Below are 20,056 nucleotides of genomic sequence, written 5' to 3'. Positions count from 1 at the left end.
TTGAAACGAACCATACAGAGGAGGTATTGTATGTGCGAGTTTCAAATGTAACAGTACGCAGGCGCTTAATTTTTGTTCTTGTATTTGGACTAGCATTCTTTTTTGTTATCTCGGTCCGCCTTGGATATGTACAGTTCGTTTTAGGGAACATGCTGACAGATCAAGCGCTGGATTCTTGGAGCCGTAATATTCCTTTTGAACCTAAGCGAGGTAAGATCGTTGATAGAAATGATGTAGTACTCGCTACGAATATCAGTGCTCCGACGGTCTTTGTTGTGCCAAGACAGGTGAAAGAACCGGACGAAACAGCTGAAAAGCTGGCAGCGGTTCTGAATATATCAAAAACCGAAGTGTATAAGAGAATTACTAAAAAAGAATCGATTGTAAGAATTGATAATGGCGGCAGGAAGATCAGCAACAACAAAGCGAAAGAGGTAGAAGCATTAAATCTATCAGGCGTGTTTGTAGCTGAAGACAGCAAGCGTCATTATCCTTATGGTGCCTATCTTTCTCATGTGCTGGGTTTTGCAGGTATTGACAGTCAGGGCTTAACAGGTCTGGAACTATATTATGATGATCAATTAAACGGTAAAAAAGGACATGTTTCTTTTTTTTCTGATGCCCGCGGCAGGAGAATGCCTTCTTTATCTGATAAATATGAAAAACCCAAAGACGGTTACGATCTGCGTCTTACGACTGATGCCAGAGTTCAGACGATCATAGAGCGGGAATTGGATATTGCACAAGCCACCTACAATGCAGATGGAGCGATTGCAATTGCTATGAACCCTAACACGGGTGAAATTTTAGGTATGAGTTCAAGACCAGATTTTGACCCGGAAGAATACAAACGTGTAGCACCTGAAGTTTATAACCGCAACTTGCCGGTTTGGGCTCAGTATGAACCTGGTTCTACTTTTAAGATTATTACACTTGCAGCTGCACTGGAAGAAGGCAAAGTGGACCTTGAAAATGACCACTTTCACGATCCGGGTTCGATTGAAGTAGCGGGGCGAAAGCTGAAATGCTGGAAAGCAGGAGGGCACGGCAGCCAGAGCTTTTTAGAAGGTGTCCAAAACTCTTGTAACCCGGGCTTTGTTATTTTAGGGCAGCGATTAGGAAAAGATAAATTGTTCTCGTATATAAAAGACTTTGGATTTGGCGAAAAAACGGGTGTTGACCTTGCAGGTGAAGGAAAAGGGATCCTATTCACGCATGATCGCGTAGGTCCGTTAGAACTAGCAACTACTGCTTTCGGCCAGGGGGTTTCCGTAACACCTATTCAGCAAGTTGCAGCCGTTTCTGCGGCCGTAAATGGGGGTTACTTGTACGAACCATATATAGCTAAAGAGTTAGTTGACCCTGTAACGGGTAAAGTAGTCAGTAAGCAAACTCCAAAACTTAAAAGAAAAGTTATTTCAGAAGAAACATCAAAAGAAGTCAGACACGCTTTAGAAAGTGTAGTTGCTCAAGGAACAGGGAAAAATGCATTTGTAGATGGTTACCGTGTTGGCGGTAAAACAGGTACTGCCCAAAAAGCAGAGGGCGGCGTCTATTTAAAAAATAATCATATCGTTTCATTTATAGGAATGGCACCGGCGAACAAGCCTGAGATTGTTGTATACGTTGCGATTGATAACCCGAAAGAAACATTGCAGTTTGGAGGGATTGTTGCTGCGCCAATCGTTGGAAATATTATTGAAGACAGTCTTTCAGCAATGGGTGTGGCAAAACAAAAAGGGCAGATCGAGAAAGAAAAGACATGGCTGGATGCACCGGAAGTTGTTGTGCCAAATTTAGTAGGAAAGAAAACAAAAGAGCTTACAAATCTATTATACAATTTGAAAATTGAAACATCCGGCAAAGGGAATTACATCGTTCAGCAAGCTCCACAAGCAGGAGTAAAGCTTCAAGCAGGAAAGACGATCCGTTTATTTTTGGGTGACAAAAAAGATGTGGAAGATTAAAATGGAAGATGTACACATAGCCAAGCGCGTAATCTTGCCTTGGCTTATTTTTCTTAAAAGTAGGTTTTATCTAGGGGCACTTTTCTGAAAGATTGTTGTCTTTAGCTTGGATTGCTCATTATCTTCATTGATAAGTTGATTGGAGTGCAAGATGCGAGACTCCTGGGGGATTAGCGTGACAGGTGAGACACAGCAGGTGCATAACGCCAAAGTGGCTCACCGCACGCCCCCCGGAAAGCGAGCATCTGGAACGGAGATCAGCTACTTTCAAGAGCAACAAGGTCTACGGAAAAAGCCTTAAATTACTTTTAACGATGATTAGAGGAGAGGTCAGGATTAATGGAATTAAGAGAATTGCTTACATATTTAGTGAACTATGAAATGGATATTGAAGCCAATCCTGAAATTACCTCTGTTGAAATGGACTCGAGGAAAGCGGGGAAAGGCTGTCTGTTTGTTTGTATAGAAGGGGTAATATTTGACGGCCATGATTTTGCTGAGACTGCTGCGAAAAATGGTGCTGCAGCAATATTAGCTGAGAAGGATATAGATGTTAACATTCCTGTAATTAAAGTTAAGAACTCTAAAAAGGCACTGGCTGTTTTGGCAGATGCCTTCTATGGACATCCCTCACAAAAATTACATTTAATCGGAATCACTGGAACAAATGGCAAGACAACAACATCTCACCTTATTGAAAAAGTTTTTCGTGATGCAGGCAGAAGTACTGGAATGATCGGTACGATAGAAATGAAAATTAAAGATCAAAGTTTTAAAGTAGCGAACACTACACCTGATTCTTTATTTCTTCAAAACGCTTTCTATAGAATGACTCAGGAAAAAGTTGATGCAGCAGTAATGGAAGTATCTTCACATGCTCTTGATCAGGGACGCGTCTGGGGCTGTGATTTTGATATTGCCATCTTTACGAATCTTACACAGGATCACCTGGACTACCATAAAAATATGGAAGAATATCAGTTTGCTAAAAGTCTTTTGTTTTCTCAAATGGGCAATACTTATCATAAAACAGATCGAAAAGTAGCCGTACTCAACAACGATGATCCAGCTTCTAAAATGTTTGAGAGAGTTACATCTGCACAAGTGATTTCTTACGGGATCGACAATGATAGCGATGTTCGTGCTGCAAACATAACTATTGGCTCAAAAGGAACTTCGTTTACACTGATTACACCAAAGGGTTCTAGGGAAGTTACACTTAAGCTTATTGGTAAGTTTTCGGTTTATAACGTGCTGGCAGCTATTACAGCATGCTTATTATCCGGATTAGAACTTGATCAGATTATTTCATCTCTTGAAGATGTAACTGGCGTTTCAGGCAGATTCGAACCTGTAATAGCAGGGCAGGATTTTACGGTTATTGTTGACTATGCACATACGCCTGACAGTTTGGAAAATGTTTTAAGAACGATTAAAGAATTTGCAAAAGGAAGTATCACCGCAATTGTAGGCTGCGGTGGCGACCGTGATAAAACAAAGCGCCCTTTAATGGCAGGCATTGCTGCAGACTTAGCGGACTCAGCTATTTTCACAAGTGATAATCCGCGCACAGAGGACCCGCTTCAGATTCTAAAGGATATGGAAGAGGGAGCAGATGAAGGAAGTTATGTGACGATTCCTGACCGGAAAAAAGCAATCGAATATGCGGTTGAGCGTGCAAAAACAAATGATGTTATACTTATTGCCGGCAAAGGCCACGAGACTTATCAGATAATTGGAAAAGACGTGTTTGATTTCGATGATAGAATCGTTGCACGTGAAGCGATTAAGGCGGTGAAAAAATGAAGCTGGATATAAAGGAACTGGTGGCATTAGCAGACCGCTCATCCGGTAAAAAAGAAAACATTTTACTAGAAAGTGTTTCAAAAGATACAAGACAAAAAACGGAGAACGCTCTTTATCTCCCAATTGCAGGAGAGCGGTTTGATGGGCACGATTTTTTACTGGATGCCATTAAACAAGGGTGTATCGCTACTGTCTGGCAAGAAGGTAAGGAACTTCCTGCGGGGCTCTCAGGGGATTTCCCTGTACTTTACACACCAGACACAGTAGAGTACTTGCAAAAAATATCTAAGTATTTCCTTAGAAAAGTTAATCCTGTAGTAGTTGCAGTAACAGGCAGCAATGGCAAAACTACCACAAAGGACATGATTGAAAGCGTGTCTTCAACAAATTTCAAAACATTTAAGACACAAGGGAACTATAACAATCATATTGGGCTTCCTTTAACCATCCTAGCTATGGAGGAAACAACGGAAGTTTTAATACTTGAAATGGGAATGAGCAACTTTGATGAGATTTCCCTTTTAAGTAAAATTGCTGAACCAGATGCTGCAGTTATTACAAACATCGGTGAAAGCCATCTTGAACAGCTTGGCAGCCGTGAAGGTATAGCAAAAGCAAAACTTGAGATTGCTGATGGGTTAAAACAGGGCGGTCTGCTCATCATTGATGGTGATGAACCGCTTCTTTCACATGTAAAGGGTGAAAATGTTCTTAAAGTCGGTTTTGGAGATTCTTGTACTCTTAAATTATCCAACTTGCAGACTGACGCACAAGGTGTTTCTTTTACATTGGAAGAGGGAACATCTGTCTACCGCATCCCTATGCTCGGACGGCATAATATTAAAAATGCGGCATATGCAATTGCAATTGGGCATTACTTAAATATAGAAGAAAACAAAATCCAAGAAGGACTTGAAAATCTTAAAGTTACTTCAATGAGATTAGAGATGAAAAAGGGCCGAAAAGGTACGCTTCTGATTAACGATGCGTATAATGCGAGTCCAACGAGTATGATAGCTGCACTTTCAACACTTGCAGAATTAAACGATATCTCCAGAAAAGTCGCAGTACTTGGAGATATGTATGAACTCGGCTCTGCTGAAGAAAACATGCATCGAAAAGTAGCTGATCATGTTGCTGCTTCAATTAGCCATGTAATTACAGTTGGAGAAAAAGGAGCATGGATTGCAGACGAGTTAAAGAAACAAAACCGTAAAAACCTTGAAGTTATCCAATGTCTGACAAAAGAAGAAGCGCAGGAACCGATTGAAAAGCTCTTATCGAAAGACACTGCTATTCTTTTTAAAGCATCCAGAGGGATGGTTTTAGAAACCCTAATTTCTACATTTACAGAAGAAGAACAGGAGTCGAAAAAATGATTGAGCAAGTTTTACTATTTACATTAGTTGCATCCTTCTTATTAGCAGTATTAAGTTCACCTTTTTTTATACCTTTTTTAAGAAGGCTGAAGTTTGGGCAAAGCATTCGAGATGAAGGACCTAAATCTCATCAGAAGAAACAAGGAACACCAACCATGGGTGGGATTGTTATCGTCTTAGCCCTTGTGGTCGCTACATATGCGATGACTGCAAAGTTTTTCACCATTACCACTGAAACACATCTTCTTCTTCTAGTGACATTAGGCTATGCACTCATAGGATTTTTAGATGATTTTATTAAAGTAGTAAAGAAAAGAAACCTTGGATTAACTTCCAAACAGAAGCTTGTTGGACAGCTGATCATTGCTGCTCTCTTTTATTTAGGATTAAAATTGATCGATTTTTCCACGGCAGTTAATATCCCTGGAACTGATTTTTCGTTTGACCTCGGGTGGATTTATCCGGTCTTTGTACTATTTATGTTAATCGGTGCTTCTAACGCAGTAAATCTTACAGACGGCCTTGATGGTCTTCTGGCTGGAACGGCAGCTATAGCATTCGGTGCTTTTGCGGTATTAGCTTCAACGATGCTTCAATATGAAGCGGCAATCTTCTGTGTAGCAGTTGTTGGTGCCGTTTTAGGTTTCTTAGTGTTTAATGCGCACCCTGCAAAAGTGTTTATGGGTGATACCGGCTCACTCGCACTAGGCGGTGCAATAAGTGCTGTTGCGATTTTAACGAAGATGGAAATTCTGCTTGTTATCATTGGGGGAGTATTTGTAATCGAAACACTTTCGGTAATGATCCAGGTAACATCTTTTAAGCTTACAGGCAAACGGGTATTTAAAATGAGCCCGCTGCACCATCATTATGAACTGTCTGGCTGGAGTGAGTGGCGAATCGTAGTTACTTTCTGGCTTGTTGGACTTGTATTTGCTGCATTAGGAATTTATTTAGAGGTGTGGGTTTAAATGAAGAACAAAGAGTTTTTTACAGGTAAAAACATTTTAATTGTAGGATTGGCCAAAAGCGGTTTTGCTGCAGCAAAACTGCTTCATTCTTTTGGAGCGAATGTTGCAGTAAATGACAGACAGCCAAGAGAAGGAAATGCTGAAGCAGAAATGCTTGAACAGATCGGAATTTCCGTAGAGTGCGGCGGACATCCATTAAGCCTGCTTGACGGTGACATTGATTTTTTAGTAAAGAATCCTGGTATCCCTTACGAGAATCCATTGATTGCTGAAGCTGTAAAACGCAATATACCAGTGTATACAGAAGTAGAGATCGCGGGTCTGATTTCTGAAGCATCTATCATTGCCATAACAGGTTCTAATGGGAAAACAACAACTACAACATTAATTGGAGAGATGCTAAAGAACAGCGGTAAAACACCAGTTGTTGCAGGTAATATCGGCACTGTTTTTTCTGAAGTAGCTGCAAAATCAACTTCTCAAGATATCCTTGTAGCTGAATTATCCAGTTTTCAGCTGATGGGAACAGAAAAATTCAAACCGCAAATCTCTGTCTTCTTGAATCTATTTGAAGCGCATTTGGACTATCATGGCTCTGTGGATGAGTATGGAAAAGCAAAAGCGAAGATTACCGAGAATCAAGATCAGAACGATTTTGTAATCTACAATGCAGATGACGAACGTGTTTCAGAGCTTATGAAACATTCAAAAGCAAAGAATATTCCATTTTCAGTTAAAAAACAGCTGAAAGAAGGAGCATATATTCATGAAGGCAGACTGTATTTCCAAGATAGGAAGATCATTGAGCTGAAAGAAATCGTGCTTCCTGGAGAACACAACTTGTCCAATATTATGGCGGCAGTAGCAGCGTCTATGCTTGCAGGTGCATCAACAGAACAAATTGGGAAAGTGTTAACAACCTTTGCTGGTGTAACTCACCGTCTTCAATATGTGTGCGAGGTTGAAGGAAGGCGTTTTTATAATGACTCAAAAGCTACGAATATATTAGCAACAAAAGCAGCCCTTTCAGCTTTTGAAAAGGATGTTATCCTCCTGGCTGGTGGTCTTGACAGAGGAAATTCATTTGATGACCTCATTCCATCTTTAAAAAATGTAAAAGTACTTGTCACATTCGGTCAGACGGCAGAAAAAATGGCTGATGCAGGAAGACAAGCAGGAATAGAAACGATAAAACGTGCTGATAATGTGGAAGAAGCTGTTCCCTTGGCATACAGCCATTCAAAAGATGGTGACGTTATATTGCTTTCTCCTGCTTGTGCAAGCTGGGATCAATATAAGACTTTTGAACAAAGAGGGGACATGTTTATCAACTCCGTGCATAAACTTAAATAAGGTTTGTACAAATAACAAGAGTTGAGGTGTTTCCCTTTGCCTGCAACGAGATCAACCCCTGATATGATTATGATTGTTGTTACGCTTTTGCTGTTATCCGTTGGGATCATCATGGTCTATAGCGCCAGCGCAGACTTGGGACAGTATAAGATGGATGATTCATTCTTTTTTGTGAAACGGCAAATGTTATTTGCTGGAGTAGGAATTGCAGCGATGTTCTTTATTATGAATATCAACTATATGACTTGGAGAGTATGGTCAAAAATTCTTCTTATCATTTGCTTTTTTCTTTTAATCGCTGTATTAATTCCTGGTGTAGGAATGGTTCGCGGCGGTGCCAGAAGCTGGATCGGCGTCGGAGCTTTTTCTATCCAGCCTTCTGAATTTATGAAGCTGGCCATGATTGTCTTTTTGGCAAAATATTTATCAGAACATCAAAAGAAGATTACATCATTAAAAAAAGGCTTGCTGCCTACACTTTCTTTAGTAATGGTCGCCTTTGGAATGATTATGCTCCAGCCTGATCTCGGTACAGGTGCAGTTATGGTTGGAACGAGTATTGTTATGCTTTTCGTTGCTGGTGCTCGAATCTCACATTTTATTGGAATGGGGCTAATCGGATTGATTGGGTTCGCAGGATTAATTATTTCAGCACCTTACCGAATTAAACGAATTACCTCCTTTTTAGATCCTTGGAGCGATCCGTTAGGAAGCGGTTTTCAGATCATTCAGTCACTGTATGCACTTGGACCAGGAGGGCTGTTAGGTCTAGGGCTGGGACAGAGCCGGCAAAAGTTTGGATATTTGCCAGAACCGCAAACAGATTTTATTTTCGCGATTATTTCAGAGGAACTAGGATTTATCGGTGCCGTTTTTGTTTTAATCCTGTTCAGTTTGCTTTTATGGAGAGGTATTAGGATCGCACTTGGAGCACCTGACCTTTTTGGTTCCTTTTTAGCAATCGGCATCATAGGGATGGTTGCTATTCAAGTAATGATCAACATTGGAGTTGTGACCGGGCTTATGCCAGTAACCGGGATTACCCTTCCATTTTTAAGCTATGGAGGTTCTTCTCTTACACTTATGCTTGCCTCAATCGGAGTAATATTGAATATTAGCCGCTACGCTCGGTATTAATACTTGAGTTTCAAAGAGAATTCTCTTATTCTAAACATATTGAAGATTCAATGGCTACCCTGTCGGATATGACAGGGTATCTTCTTTTTCTAGTTGTTTTCCTATTCTTTTGAAAGTGATTGATTTCCGCTCCAGGTGCTCGCTTTCCGCTGGGCGGGCGGTGAGCCTCCTGGCGCTTTGCGCCTTCAGGAGTCTCACCTGTCCCATTTCAGATAAATCCTTGCTCCTGCGTCTACAAGTAAATGCTACCGATGTGAGCTTCCTCGTCGCATGCCTAACGAGAAGTTTCTCAGGTGGTAGGCACGCACCTTGCGCTCCAATCAACTTGTAAACGAAGATTACCAAATAATACAAGCACAATCTTAGAAAACAGCTTTTTCTTAAGACAAAATAGCAATAAACACAATTTTTCTTTCGAATACTACTTTGTTGATGATGTTTATCAATCGTTTAAACATGGAAAAGAATAGTGCATAACATATAAATAGAGTTATGCGTGATGAATGTAGGGGGTTTTAGCATGTTAAACCAATTAGCCGATAAGTTGAAAAATGAAGACTTAGGAACCGTATTGTTAAATGAACCGTTAAAGAACCACACAACATTAAAAATAGGCGGTCCAGCCGATCTTTATTTCGAACCGAAGAATATTGACGCCCTTAAAAAAGCAATTGTTTACTTGAAAGAAGCGAATATTCCAATCCGTGCAATAGGAAGAGGATCCAATCTCCTCGTTGCAGACGGCGGTATCGAAGGCGCAGTTATCAAAGTAGGGGAGGGGCTAAATCATCTAAAACAAGATGATAACAAGATTACAGTTGGAGGAGGTTACTCTTTAATTCCGCTTGCCACTCTAATGTCTCGAGAAGCTTTTACAGGACTTGAATTTGCTGCCGGAATTCCTGGTTCTGTGGGCGGTGCTGTATTCATGAATGCGGGGGCGCATGGTTCTGATATGTCTCAAATCGTTGAAAAAGCACTTATTCTTTTTCCTGACGGTGAACTGAAATGGCTATCGAATGAAGAGCTGGGTTTTTCATATCGTACATCTGTGCTTCAAAAAACAGGCGGAATCTGTGTTGAAGCTGTCTTGGTGTTAGAAAAAGGCGATAAGGAAACAATTATGGCTGAACTTAAAAAAAATAAAGACTATAGAAGAAATACACAGCCATGGAACTTTCCATGCTGCGGAAGTGTTTTTCGGAATCCATTGCCTAATTACGCTGGACAGCTGATTGAATCGTCAGGTCTAAAAGGTACGAAGATCGGCGGAGCGCAAATATCAGAAATGCATGCGAATTTCATCGTAAATACCGGTGATGCTAAGGCACAAGACGTTTTGGATCTTATAAGTTTTATCCAAAAGACGATTAAAGAAAAGCATGGAATCGACATTGAAACAGAAGTTGAAATCATCGGCCGAAATGAATAACAAAAAATTGGATAAATAGTGCTAAATTGGGACTTATCCGTGCTATAATACAGAGAACAAGAAAAAAAGACCAATGACGTTGTGAAGCGAAGAATAAGTTTCGTTTAATCCTGATAAATCGGCTGTATATTAAGCCTTTATATGTAGGGCTTGGCGTCTTCTGCCAAGTTCTTTTATTTGATTAAGACAGTTGGGCATATGGTTTCTTTCTTGTATTATATGATAAAACGGAGGAAGAGGATGGACAAGGTGAAGGTTGTCAAGATTGAGGACCGAATTCCGAAGCTGAAAGAACATCGTAAACAAAAAGCGAATCGCCGCCTGATATTTTACTTGTCCTTTTTCTTCCTGTTATTAGTGGTCGTTGTGTATTTTCAATCTGATTTGAGCCATGTTAAAAAAATAACTGTTTCAGGAAATTACTTTGTAACTGATGATGAGATTTTAGAAAAGAGCCGGATTTCAACTAATACAAAGTACTTAAATATATCAGAAGAAAGCATACAAAAAAGACTCGATTCGATTTCTGAGATAAGCTTTGTTTCCATTGAAAAGAAATTCTTTAATCATGTTGCGATCAACGTTAAAGAATATCAGCGGGTTGGTTATTTTAAAAAGGACAATACATATTATCCGATGCTGCAAAACGGAAAGATGCTTGAACCTCTTAATAAAAATGAGAGACCGGTAAATGCTCCTGTTATTGTAAGCTGGAAAGATCCTGAGCAACTGGAGACGATGGCACAGGAACTGCAAAAACTGCCAGAGGGAATCATTCACCGTATTTCTGAAATTACTCATACGCCTGATTCGGACAATCCTAGCAAATTGACATTGTTTATGACAGACGGAAATAAAGTAGTTACTTCAATACCCAAGTTTTCAGAAAGACTTTCTGCTTATCCTTCTTTGATAGGCGAAATTAAACCAGATGAAAAAGGTACATTTTATTTAGGAATAAGTACGCGATTTGAACGATACAACCGAGAAGTTACGGAGGAAAAAAATGAGGAAAATTAAAGGGATGCATCTCTTTTTGTCTCTTATCCTTCTAGTTACCGGTTTCATTTTATCCTTCTCCTACCAAAGAGCTCAAGAAGAACAAAAAGAAGCTGTCAAAACTGACGAGTGGAAAAAAGAAGATTCCTTGCGCAGCCAAATATTAAGACTTCAAAAAACAAACCGAGAACTAGCAATCGAACTAATTGGTTTTCAGCAGAGTGTTGAAAAAAAAGAAAACAAATTTGCTGATCAGGAAGAAATCTCCACTAAACTCGTAGAAGATTTGAAAGAGCTCAGGATGGTAGTAGGGAATGTAAAAGTGAAAGGGGAGGGGGTAGAAGTAACACTTCAAGACTCCTCCTATATCCCAGAAGGTGAGAACCCGAATAATTATATTGTTCATGAAGAACATATTAGAAGTGTAATAGATGAACTTCATGTTTCAGGGGCAGAAGCAATTGCGATCAATGGCCAGAGAATATCACATGACACTTATATTGCATGTATTGGACCTGTTGTAAGTGTTGATGGCAATCAGTATCCTGCACCATTTGTGATTACAGCCATTGGAAATTCATCCGCACTGGAAAAATCATTGAATCTATATATCGTTGATAAAATTGTGAATGATGGTGTGGAAGTAAGAGTGGAGAAGGAAAGCGCGATCGAGATGGAGCCATTTATAACAGAAGAGGGATGAGTAAGTTGAAAGATAAACAATTTATGTTTGCAACTATTGCCCTCATTATAGGCGGAATGCTGGCGATCCAGTTTGAGACCACAAATAACCCGATCATAAGAGACACACGAGATCTATGGGAACTAAGAGCTGATCTGGAAAAAGAAAAACAGCGTCAGCAGGAGCTTAATGAGGAACTTCAGCGTTATAGCGAGCTTTTGACTAAATATAAGACTGAAGGAAAAGACGAAAAAATCGAAGCAATGGAAAAAGCTTTGGCAGATTTAAAAAAACAGGCAGGATTAACTACGGTGAGCGGTCAAGGAATCGTAATGACTATCGAACCTTTTAATGACGAGCTAATCGGAGTAGATCGCCCTCTGCCACAGATTGACCCTGATATGCTTAGAAGACTTGTTAATGAATTGAATAGGTATGATGCAAAAGAGATCAGCATTGATGGACAGCGCATTATATCAAAAACACCGATCCGGGAAGTAAATGGCGACATTTACATAAACAACGAGCCTGTTTCAACTTTTCCTATAGAAATTAAAGTGTTGGCAAAAAACAATGAAAAACTGCATCAGAAAATCATTGCTTCACCTGCTGTTGAAGAGTTTATAAGGGAAGACTTCCTTGTAGAATCTGCTCCTGCAGAGAAAGTGATACTGCCAGCATTTGATGAAGATGTAAAAGTGAAGTTTATGAAACCGGCAAAGGAGGAAACATAAGATGTGGTTACCGGTACTTGGACTTTTACTAGGTCTTTTATTAGGTTTCATGTCTGATATCCGGGTCCCTCCTGAATACTCAAACTATTTATCAATAGCTGTTTTGGCTGCATTGGATACTTTGTTTGGAGGTATCCGAGCACATCTGCAGGGCAGTTTTGAAGATAAAGTGTTCATTACAGGTTTTTTCTTCAATATTTTATTGGCTGCCGGGCTAGCTTATCTAGGAGTACACCTGGGTATTGACCTATATTTAGCCGCAATTTTTGCATTCGGAGTAAGGCTGTTTAATAATATCGCAGTTATTCGGCGTCTATTAATCTCAAAATGGTCAGACTCACGTAAAAAGGCCTAAAAAATTTGAAAAACCGGTAAAAAAAAAGAGGGATAACCCGTTGCTTGTGGAATTTATTCCATAAATAAGCGAAAATGAAGGAATTTTGTTCATCTTTAATAGATGAAGATTTAATGGATGAAAGGTTAGGAGGTGCCACAGAATGAACAGCAATGAAATTTATGTAAGTTTAGACATCGGTACATCCAATATTAAAGTGATCATTGGAGAAATGACCAGTGAATCCTTTAATGTTATTGGTGTTGGCCATGCGAAATCAGCTGGAATCAGAAAAGGTTCCATTGTAGATATTGATGAAACTGTTCGTTCCATAAGAAAAGCCGTTGAACAGGCAGAAAGAATGTTAGGTATCCCTATCAATGCCGTTATAGTAGGTGTGAAAGGAAACCATATCCAGCTTCAGCCTTGTCACGGAGTTGTAGCAGTTTCTAGAGAAGATCGTGAAATCGGCGATGAGGATATTGCTAGAGTAATAGAGGCAGCTCAAGTCATGTCAGTGCCTCCAGAAAGAGAAATTATCGATGTTATTCCACGTCAGTTCATTGTTGATGGAACAGATGAAATCATTGATCCAAGAGGAATGCTTGGGGTACGATTGGAAATGGAAGGAACGGTTATTACCGGTTCTAAAACCATCTTACATAACTTACTTCGATGTGTGGAACGAGCAGGTCTTACAGTAGCTGATATTTGTCTAGAACCATTAGCTACTTCATCAATTGCTCTTTCACGCGATGAAATGGAGCTTGGAGTGGCACTGATTGATATTGGCGGTGGTTCAACAACGCTTTCCGTTTTCGATCAGGGGACGATGCAATTAACTTCAGTTCTTTCGATTGGCGGAGACTTTATTACAAAGGATATATCAATCGGATTAAGAACATCTGCAGAAGATGCAGAAAAAATCAAACTAAAACACGGTCATTCTTTTGTCGATTATGCATCTAAAGATGAAACATTCACCGTGTCACAGATTGGCTCTTCACAAGAACAGGAAATTTCACAATATGAGCTTTCATTAATCATCGAGGCGCGTATGGCTGAAATTTTTGAAATGATTGATGATGAACTGCATCAGCGCGGTTATTCTGAACTCCCAGGCGGTTTTGTCATCACCGGGGGAGTAGCAGCCATTCCAGGAGTATTGGAATTAGCCCAGGATATATTCCAGCAGAATGTAAGGGTTTCATTGCCTGATTATATCGGTGTAAGAGAACCGAAGTTTACAGCAGGAGTGGGGCTCATTCAATTTACTCACAAAAATATTAAAGTACAAGGAAAAGAAGTTGCTTCAGCATTAGCTGAAAATGCAGGGGAGCCTTTGCCAAAGAAAAAACAGTCCAGCCAGAAGCCGGCACAAGAGAAACAACCCGGCGGAATGAAATCAAAAGTGAAAGACTGGTTTGGTTTATTTTTTGAATAACTTAAGGAACTAGTCATTAGGAGGAACGCTCATGTTAGAGTTTGATATGAATATGGATCAATTGGCAACGATTAAAGTTATTGGTGTTGGCGGCGGCGGAAGCAATGCTGTTAACCGAATGATTGAACACGGAGTACAAGGTGTGGAATTTATTTGTGTTAATACAGACGCACAAGCCTTGAACCTTTCAAAGGCGCCTGTAAAAATGCAGATTGGCACTAAGTTAACAAGAGGACTTGGAGCAGGTGCAAATCCTGAAATCGGTAAAAAAGCTGCTGAAGAAAGCCGCGAACAGATCGAAGAAGCTCTTGCTGGAGCTGACATGGTTTTCGTAACGGCTGGAATGGGCGGAGGAACTGGAACGGGTGCTGCCCCAGTAGTTGCTGAAATCGCTAAAGATTTAGGCGCACTTACTGTTGGTGTAGTCACGAGACCTTTTACATTTGAAGGCCGCAAACGTTCTACGCAGGCAGTTGGAGGAATTTCTGTATTTAAAGAAAAAGTAGATACACTTATCGTAATTCCAAACGACCGCTTACTAGAAATCGTTGATAAAAATACACCAATGCTTGAAGCTTTCCGTGAAGCAGATAACGTACTTCGTCAAGGTGTACAAGGTATCTCTGACTTAATCGCTGTACCAGGTTTGATTAACTTGGACTTTGCAGACGTTAAGACAATTATGACTGAACGCGGATCTGCACTTATGGGTATAGGTGTTGGTACTGGTGAAAACCGTGCAGCTGAAGCAGCAAAAAAAGCTATTTCATCTCCGCTTCTTGAAACGTCAATCGACGGAGCAAAAGGTGTATTGATGAATATTACTGGCGGAGCTAACTTAAGCCTTTACGAAGTAAACGAAGCTGCTGATATTGTTTCATCAGCATCTGATCCAGAAGTTAACATGATCTTTGGTTCTGTAATTAACGAAGAATTAAAAGATGAAATCCTAGTAACTGTAATTGCAACTGGTTTTGATGAGAACGAAAAGCTAGTGAATAATCAGCAAAGAGCTGAGCGTCCAAGAATGCAGCAATCTCCTGCATCTTCTAATCAATCTCACTCAAATCAAAGTCAGCCGCAATCACAGGGACAGTCTCAATCACAGTCACGCGAGGAAAGCCAGTCTGAATCAAGAAGCAACAATTCTTATTCCAATGCTGATTCAGATACGTTGGATATTCCAACATTCCTTCGTAACCGCAGCCGCAACAGAAGAAGATAAATACAAAAATACAAGCATGTTCTCTTCGATAGAGAGCATGCTTTTTTTATTTTGTTAGTTTTTAAAGGCATTTATCTAAATAAAGTTTTCGTATTCAATGATGCCTTTGTTAGCAGCTGATTTCCGCTCCATGTTGCTCGCTTTCCGGGGGGCGTGCGGTGAGCCTCCTGCCGCTTTGCGCCATTAGGAGTCTCCACCTAACCGCTCGTCCCGCAGGACAAGGAAGGCTTCGACAGCGTTACATCGCACGAAGAAAATGTGATTTTCATTCTCGAGGAGTCGGCAACCTTACGCTTCAATCAACTTGCAATTGAGGAAAATAAAAAAACATTAAAACATTTAGAAGTAACGATCTTCTAGAAAACTGCTGTTAAAAAGATTGTTGCAACAAAGAGATATGTAAGAAATTCTTCATTGAATAGTTGATTGAAGTGTAAGGTGCGAGACTCCTGCGGGACAGGCGGGCAGGTGAGACACTTAAGAGTGAAACGTACGAATGTGGCTCACCGCCTGCCCCGCGGAAAGCGAGCACCTGAAACGGAAATCAACCACTTCCAAGAGCAGCAAGGATTACAAAAATATTCTTTAGTTTTTGTCATATTCTTGTCCCAAAAACGTATATCTAGCATATAAGCTTTTTTGACAAAAAAAGAGAAAATAAGAACAATACTTCTCTCATAAACTGACAGACTTTCAAACAACCTATACGTTATACTAATTTCAAAATTAAGAAAGGAGAAAACCAATGACCCTTTATTTGGATGTCATTTGGTTTCTTAATTTCTGCATTGATTATGTATTGATCTCATTAACAGCCTATGTTTTAAAGCGCAATGCATCGAAAAAGAGAATCCTTCTTGCCTCTCTTCTTGCATCCAGTTATGTCATTTTAGTTGTCTATCCAGAACTGATGGTTTTCTCTCAGCCTTTAGTAAAGTTTCTTTTGTCTAGTGCAATCATGATTACTGCTTTTGGCTTTAAACGTATTCGATTTGTAGTGAAAAATGTAGCGATGTTTTATTTTGTTTCTTTTGTAACGGGTGGCGGGATTTTTGCTCTTCATTATTTTATGCAGAGTGATGCTGTGATTATGAATGGTGTGATTTCAACCAAGAGTACAGGAATGGGTGATCCGGTAAGCTGGTTATTTGTAGCGGCAGGTGTACCAGCTCTATGGTATTTTTCAATTAAAAGAGTAGATGACATTGCTGTGGAAAAAATGGATTCCAACAGTCTTGTCAAAGTTAAAATCTCTATTGGGGAAGTCATTATTTATGCAAATGGACTTATTGATACAGGTAATAAATTATACGATCCCATTTCAAAAATGCCCGTTATGGTTTTAGACATGAACATCCACAGTTCTGAATTTCCAGAGACCATTCAATCGGCTGCAAGAGATGTGATGTCGATTGGTACTGAGGAAAATGATCATCCATGGATCAGCAGATTGCGAATCGTACCGTATCGTTCTGTAGGACATCAGCAATTTCTTGCCTGCTTAAAGCCAGATCAAATTGAGATTGAGAAGGATGGAATTGCAGTTTGTTCACCGCCAGGACTTGTGGGATTAAGCTGGACTTCATTATCAAGCGAGGGTCAGTTCGATGCCATTGTACACCCTAAAATGTATCTTCAACATGTACAAGCGTCATAGTAAGCACTAGATGTGAAAGGGGAGTAAAAATGATCAGCAAATTGCGACTAAGGGTAACAATGTTTTGGTATAAGCTATTATTCAAGCTCGGATTAAAATCAGATGAAATTTATTACATCGGCGGCAATGAAGCGCTGCCTCCTCCATTAAGCAAAGAAGAAGAAGCGGTTTTGCTCGAAAAACTGCCTTCAGGTGATCAAGCTGCCAAGTCACTTTTGATCGAACGAAACTTGCGTCTTGTTGTTTATATTGCCAGGAAGTTTGAAAATACAGGAATCAATATCGAGGACTTAATTAGTATAGGTACGATAGGTTTAATTAAAGCTGTAAATACATTTAATCCAGAAAAAAAGATTAAACTTGCCACATATGCCTCCAGATGTATAGAGAATGAAATATTAATGTACCTGCGGCGAAATAATAAAACACGTTCTGAAGTATCCTTTGACGAACCTTTAAATGTTGATTGGGATGGCAATGAACTGTTGCTTTCAGATGTTCTTGGGACTGAAGATGATATTATTACAAGAAGAATTGAAGCAAATGTTGACCGGAAACTTTTATTAAAAGCTCTTTTTACACTCAATGACAGAGAGAAACAGATCATGGAACTCCGCTTCGGACTATCAGGCGGAGAAGAAAAAACACAAAAAGATGTAGCGGATATGCTGGGTATATCTCAATCGTATATCTCGAGGCTAGAGAAGAGAATTATTAAAAGGCTTCAAAAAGAATTTAATAAAATGGTTTAGACATTATTCTATATAGGATATTGAATCATTAACTGCTTTAATCAAAATTTACAATTGCATAAATTTCCCTCCGTTCGGTGATACTTAATTTGAAATTAGCTCCCGGCAGGAGGGAAAAGACTTGACAAGAAATAAAGTTGAGATTTGCGGAGTTGACACATCAAAGCTTCCTGTTTTAAAAAATCCAGAGATGCGTATCTTGTTTGATAAAATGCACAAGGGTGATCCCGATGCGAGAGAAACTCTGGTGAATGGAAACCTCAGGCTCGTACTGAGTGTGATTCAGCGATTCAACAACCGCGGAGAGCATGTTGATGATTTATTTCAAGTAGGGTGTATCGGACTTATGAAGTCTATTGACAATTTTGATCTTGGTCAAAATGTTAAGTTTTCTACCTATGCTGTACCGATGATTATTGGTGAAATCCGCCGGTATCTACGGGACAATAACCCGATACGTGTTTCCAGAAGCCTAAGAGATATTGCTTATAAAGCATTGCAAGTTCGTGACCAGCTCATGAATAAATTATCCCGCGAGCCAACAGCGCAGCAAATTGCAGAAGCGCTGGATGTACCAAAAGAAGAAGTCGTTTTTGCACTTGATGCCATCCAAGATCCTGTGTCATTGTTTGAACCCATCTATAATGATGGAGGAGATCCTATTTTTGTAATGGATCAGATCAGTGATGATAAAGCGAAAGACATGCAATGGATCGAAGAAATCGCATTAAAAGAAGGTATGAGACGTCTAAACGACAGAGAAAAAATGATATTAACCATGAGGTTCTTTCAAGGCAAAACACAGATGGAAGTGGCAGATGAAATTGGAATCTCCCAGGCCCAAGTGTCAAGACTTGAGAAAGCAGCTATATCTCAGATGAACAAAAATATACAAAGCAGCTAAAACCCGTAAAACTACGGGTTTTTTTTATTACTATGAACATGAAACAGCTTGTTCCTTCATATAATGAAAACAGAAAGGCGGGTTGTGACATGAACAAAATATCAGACTTTCAAGTTAAAGACGTTGTTAACGTAGCAAACGGAAAAAAACTAGGCCATATTGCTGATCTTGAAATTAATTTAAATACCGGAAAGATTGACGCAATCATCATTCCTGGTGCAGGAAAAATGCTTGGGTTTTTTGCAAGAGAAAATGATATTGTAATTCCATGGCGCAACATCGTGAAAATAGGTACAGACGTTATACTCGTCAGGCATATGGAAGCAAGTGAATTAAACGAATACGTAAAAGAGCCGTTTGATCAATTGAAATAAACGGTTCTTTTTTTCTTTATTCCTCAAAAATGTGGTAAAATAAAGATAAAACTTTCCAGGAGGAATACATAGAAATGAAGACATTTAAACAAACTGGAAAGCACCTTATTATAGAAGAATGGCAAAAAGAGAATTCCTTTATTGCCGCTGGTTTCACGATGCGTGATGGAGGGTATAGTCCAATGCCTTTCAAATCATTAAACATGGGATTTCATGTTAATGATGATCCCCGCTTTGTACAAGATAACCGCAAAACTTTTGCCGATGAAATTAATTTTCCGATTCAATATTGGGTAGGTTCAAAGCAGGTTCACGGTACACATATTGTAAAAGTCACAGGAGAGGAAGACCGTGGCAGAGGCTCAATGGATTTTGAAACTGCTATCCCAGATGCTGACGGTTTGTACACAAAGGATGAGGACGTTCTATTAACTTCTCTATATGCTGATTGTGTTCCGCTGTACTTTTATTCACCAAAAAATAACTTGATAGGTCTTGCACATGCTGGATGGCGTGGAACAGTAGGTAAAATCGGTCCAAAAATGGTCGAGCTTTGGTGTGAAAAAGAGAATGCAGACATTCATGATATTAAGGCAGCAATCGGACCTGCAATAGGTGAATGCTGTTATGAAGTGGATGAAAAGGTTATTCGTGAAGTAAAAGTAGCATTGAAGAAGGATGAAGATCCTGATGTATTCAGAACAAACAATAATGACAGATTTCAATTAAACTTACAAAAATTAAATGAGATTCTACTCTTGCAAGCTGGAGTACTTCCAGAAAACATCATGGTCTCCCAGCAATGTACGAGCTGTGAAAATTCTTTGTTCTTCTCACACCGGAAAGATAATGGCAAGACGGGCAGAATGATGAGTTTTATAGGCAGGAAAGGAGTTAAGTAAGCGT

The 20,056-nt window shown here is 39.7% G+C and carries 18 protein-coding genes; all 18 read left to right on the top strand.

Going from position 1 to position 20,056, the window contains the following annotated elements; all coding sequences use genetic code 11:
* The first annotated feature begins 32 nt into the window (after positions 1–32).
* Positions 33–1,967: a stage V sporulation protein D gene (locus tag ACFW35_RS10775; RefSeq protein WP_379845642.1), complete on the top strand. Its 1,935-nt coding sequence runs from the start codon at positions 33–35 to the stop codon at positions 1,965–1,967.
* 339 nt (positions 1,968–2,306) lie between these two features.
* The gene (locus tag ACFW35_RS10770) at positions 2,307–3,773 is read left to right on the top strand and encodes a UDP-N-acetylmuramoyl-L-alanyl-D-glutamate--2,6-diaminopimelate ligase (protein WP_379845640.1); all 1,467 of its coding nucleotides are present in this window, start codon (positions 2,307–2,309) and stop codon (positions 3,771–3,773) included.
* Positions 3,770–5,152, top strand: coding sequence for a UDP-N-acetylmuramoyl-tripeptide--D-alanyl-D-alanine ligase (locus ACFW35_RS10765; protein ID WP_379845639.1), 1,383 nt, complete (start codon positions 3,770–3,772; stop codon positions 5,150–5,152). The genes ACFW35_RS10770 and ACFW35_RS10765 overlap by 4 nt, the downstream gene beginning before the upstream one ends.
* The gene (gene mraY / locus ACFW35_RS10760) at positions 5,149–6,123 is read left to right on the top strand and encodes a phospho-N-acetylmuramoyl-pentapeptide-transferase (RefSeq protein WP_379845637.1); all 975 of its coding nucleotides are present in this window, start codon (positions 5,149–5,151) and stop codon (positions 6,121–6,123) included. The genes ACFW35_RS10765 and mraY overlap by 4 nt, the downstream gene beginning before the upstream one ends.
* Positions 6,124–7,476, top strand: a complete 1,353-nt coding sequence (gene murD / locus ACFW35_RS10755; RefSeq protein ID WP_379845636.1) for a UDP-N-acetylmuramoyl-L-alanine--D-glutamate ligase — start codon at positions 6,124–6,126, stop codon at positions 7,474–7,476.
* A gap of 63 nt (positions 7,477–7,539) precedes the next feature.
* A complete protein-coding gene (gene spoVE, locus ACFW35_RS10750; protein ID WP_379847459.1) occupies positions 7,540–8,613 on the top strand; it encodes a stage V sporulation protein E in 1,074 nt (357 codons plus the stop codon).
* A 520-nt stretch (positions 8,614–9,133) separates the two neighbouring features.
* Positions 9,134–10,045 (top strand): UDP-N-acetylmuramate dehydrogenase, encoded by a 912-nt coding sequence (gene murB, locus ACFW35_RS10745; RefSeq protein ID WP_379845634.1) that lies wholly within the window; start codon positions 9,134–9,136, stop codon positions 10,043–10,045.
* A 240-nt stretch (positions 10,046–10,285) separates the two neighbouring features.
* Positions 10,286–11,065: a cell division protein FtsQ/DivIB gene (locus tag ACFW35_RS10740; RefSeq protein ID WP_379845633.1), complete on the top strand. Its 780-nt coding sequence runs from the start codon at positions 10,286–10,288 to the stop codon at positions 11,063–11,065.
* Positions 11,052–11,747 carry a DUF881 domain-containing protein gene (locus ACFW35_RS10735; protein WP_379845631.1) on the top strand — a complete coding sequence of 232 codons (696 nt, stop codon included), beginning with the start codon at positions 11,052–11,054 and terminating at the stop codon, positions 11,745–11,747. The genes ACFW35_RS10740 and ACFW35_RS10735 overlap by 14 nt, the downstream gene beginning before the upstream one ends.
* A gap of 5 nt (positions 11,748–11,752) precedes the next feature.
* Positions 11,753–12,460 (top strand): DUF881 domain-containing protein, encoded by a 708-nt coding sequence (locus ACFW35_RS10730; protein WP_379845630.1) that lies wholly within the window; start codon positions 11,753–11,755, stop codon positions 12,458–12,460.
* A gap of 1 nt (position 12,461) precedes the next feature.
* Positions 12,462–12,815 carry a small basic family protein gene (locus ACFW35_RS10725; protein ID WP_066289181.1) on the top strand — a complete coding sequence of 118 codons (354 nt, stop codon included), beginning with the start codon at positions 12,462–12,464 and terminating at the stop codon, positions 12,813–12,815.
* Positions 12,816–12,957: 142 nt separating this feature from the next.
* The gene (ftsA, locus tag ACFW35_RS10720; protein ID WP_379833703.1) at positions 12,958–14,238 is read left to right on the top strand and encodes a cell division protein FtsA; all 1,281 of its coding nucleotides are present in this window, start codon (positions 12,958–12,960) and stop codon (positions 14,236–14,238) included.
* A gap of 31 nt (positions 14,239–14,269) precedes the next feature.
* Positions 14,270–15,463 carry a cell division protein FtsZ gene (gene ftsZ / locus ACFW35_RS10715; RefSeq protein WP_379845628.1) on the top strand — a complete coding sequence of 398 codons (1,194 nt, stop codon included), beginning with the start codon at positions 14,270–14,272 and terminating at the stop codon, positions 15,461–15,463.
* 745 nt (positions 15,464–16,208) lie between these two features.
* Positions 16,209–17,120: a sigma-E processing peptidase SpoIIGA gene (gene spoIIGA, locus ACFW35_RS10710; RefSeq protein ID WP_379845627.1), complete on the top strand. Its 912-nt coding sequence runs from the start codon at positions 16,209–16,211 to the stop codon at positions 17,118–17,120.
* 32 nt (positions 17,121–17,152) lie between these two features.
* Entirely contained in the window at positions 17,153–17,872 is a 720-nt protein-coding gene (gene sigE, locus ACFW35_RS10705) for an RNA polymerase sporulation sigma factor SigE (RefSeq protein WP_077363663.1), read from the top strand.
* A 121-nt stretch (positions 17,873–17,993) separates the two neighbouring features.
* The gene (gene sigG, locus ACFW35_RS10700; RefSeq protein ID WP_066240567.1) at positions 17,994–18,776 is read left to right on the top strand and encodes an RNA polymerase sporulation sigma factor SigG; all 783 of its coding nucleotides are present in this window, start codon (positions 17,994–17,996) and stop codon (positions 18,774–18,776) included.
* 89 nt (positions 18,777–18,865) lie between these two features.
* Positions 18,866–19,150 (top strand): YlmC/YmxH family sporulation protein, encoded by a 285-nt coding sequence (locus ACFW35_RS10695; protein WP_379845625.1) that lies wholly within the window; start codon positions 18,866–18,868, stop codon positions 19,148–19,150.
* A 74-nt stretch (positions 19,151–19,224) separates the two neighbouring features.
* On the top strand, positions 19,225–20,052 hold the full coding sequence (pgeF, locus tag ACFW35_RS10690) for a peptidoglycan editing factor PgeF (RefSeq protein WP_379845624.1): 828 nt from the start codon (positions 19,225–19,227) through the stop codon (positions 20,050–20,052).
* Positions 20,053–20,056: the final 4 nt, after the last annotated feature.

This window comes from Fictibacillus sp. NPDC058756, from assembly GCF_042746035.1.
In the GTDB taxonomy this organism is placed as follows: Bacteria; Bacillota; Bacilli; order Bacillales; family Fictibacillaceae; genus Fictibacillus.
The sequence above is the reverse complement of the archived record's forward strand: the minus strand, read 5'-3'. Positions and strand labels throughout refer to the sequence as shown.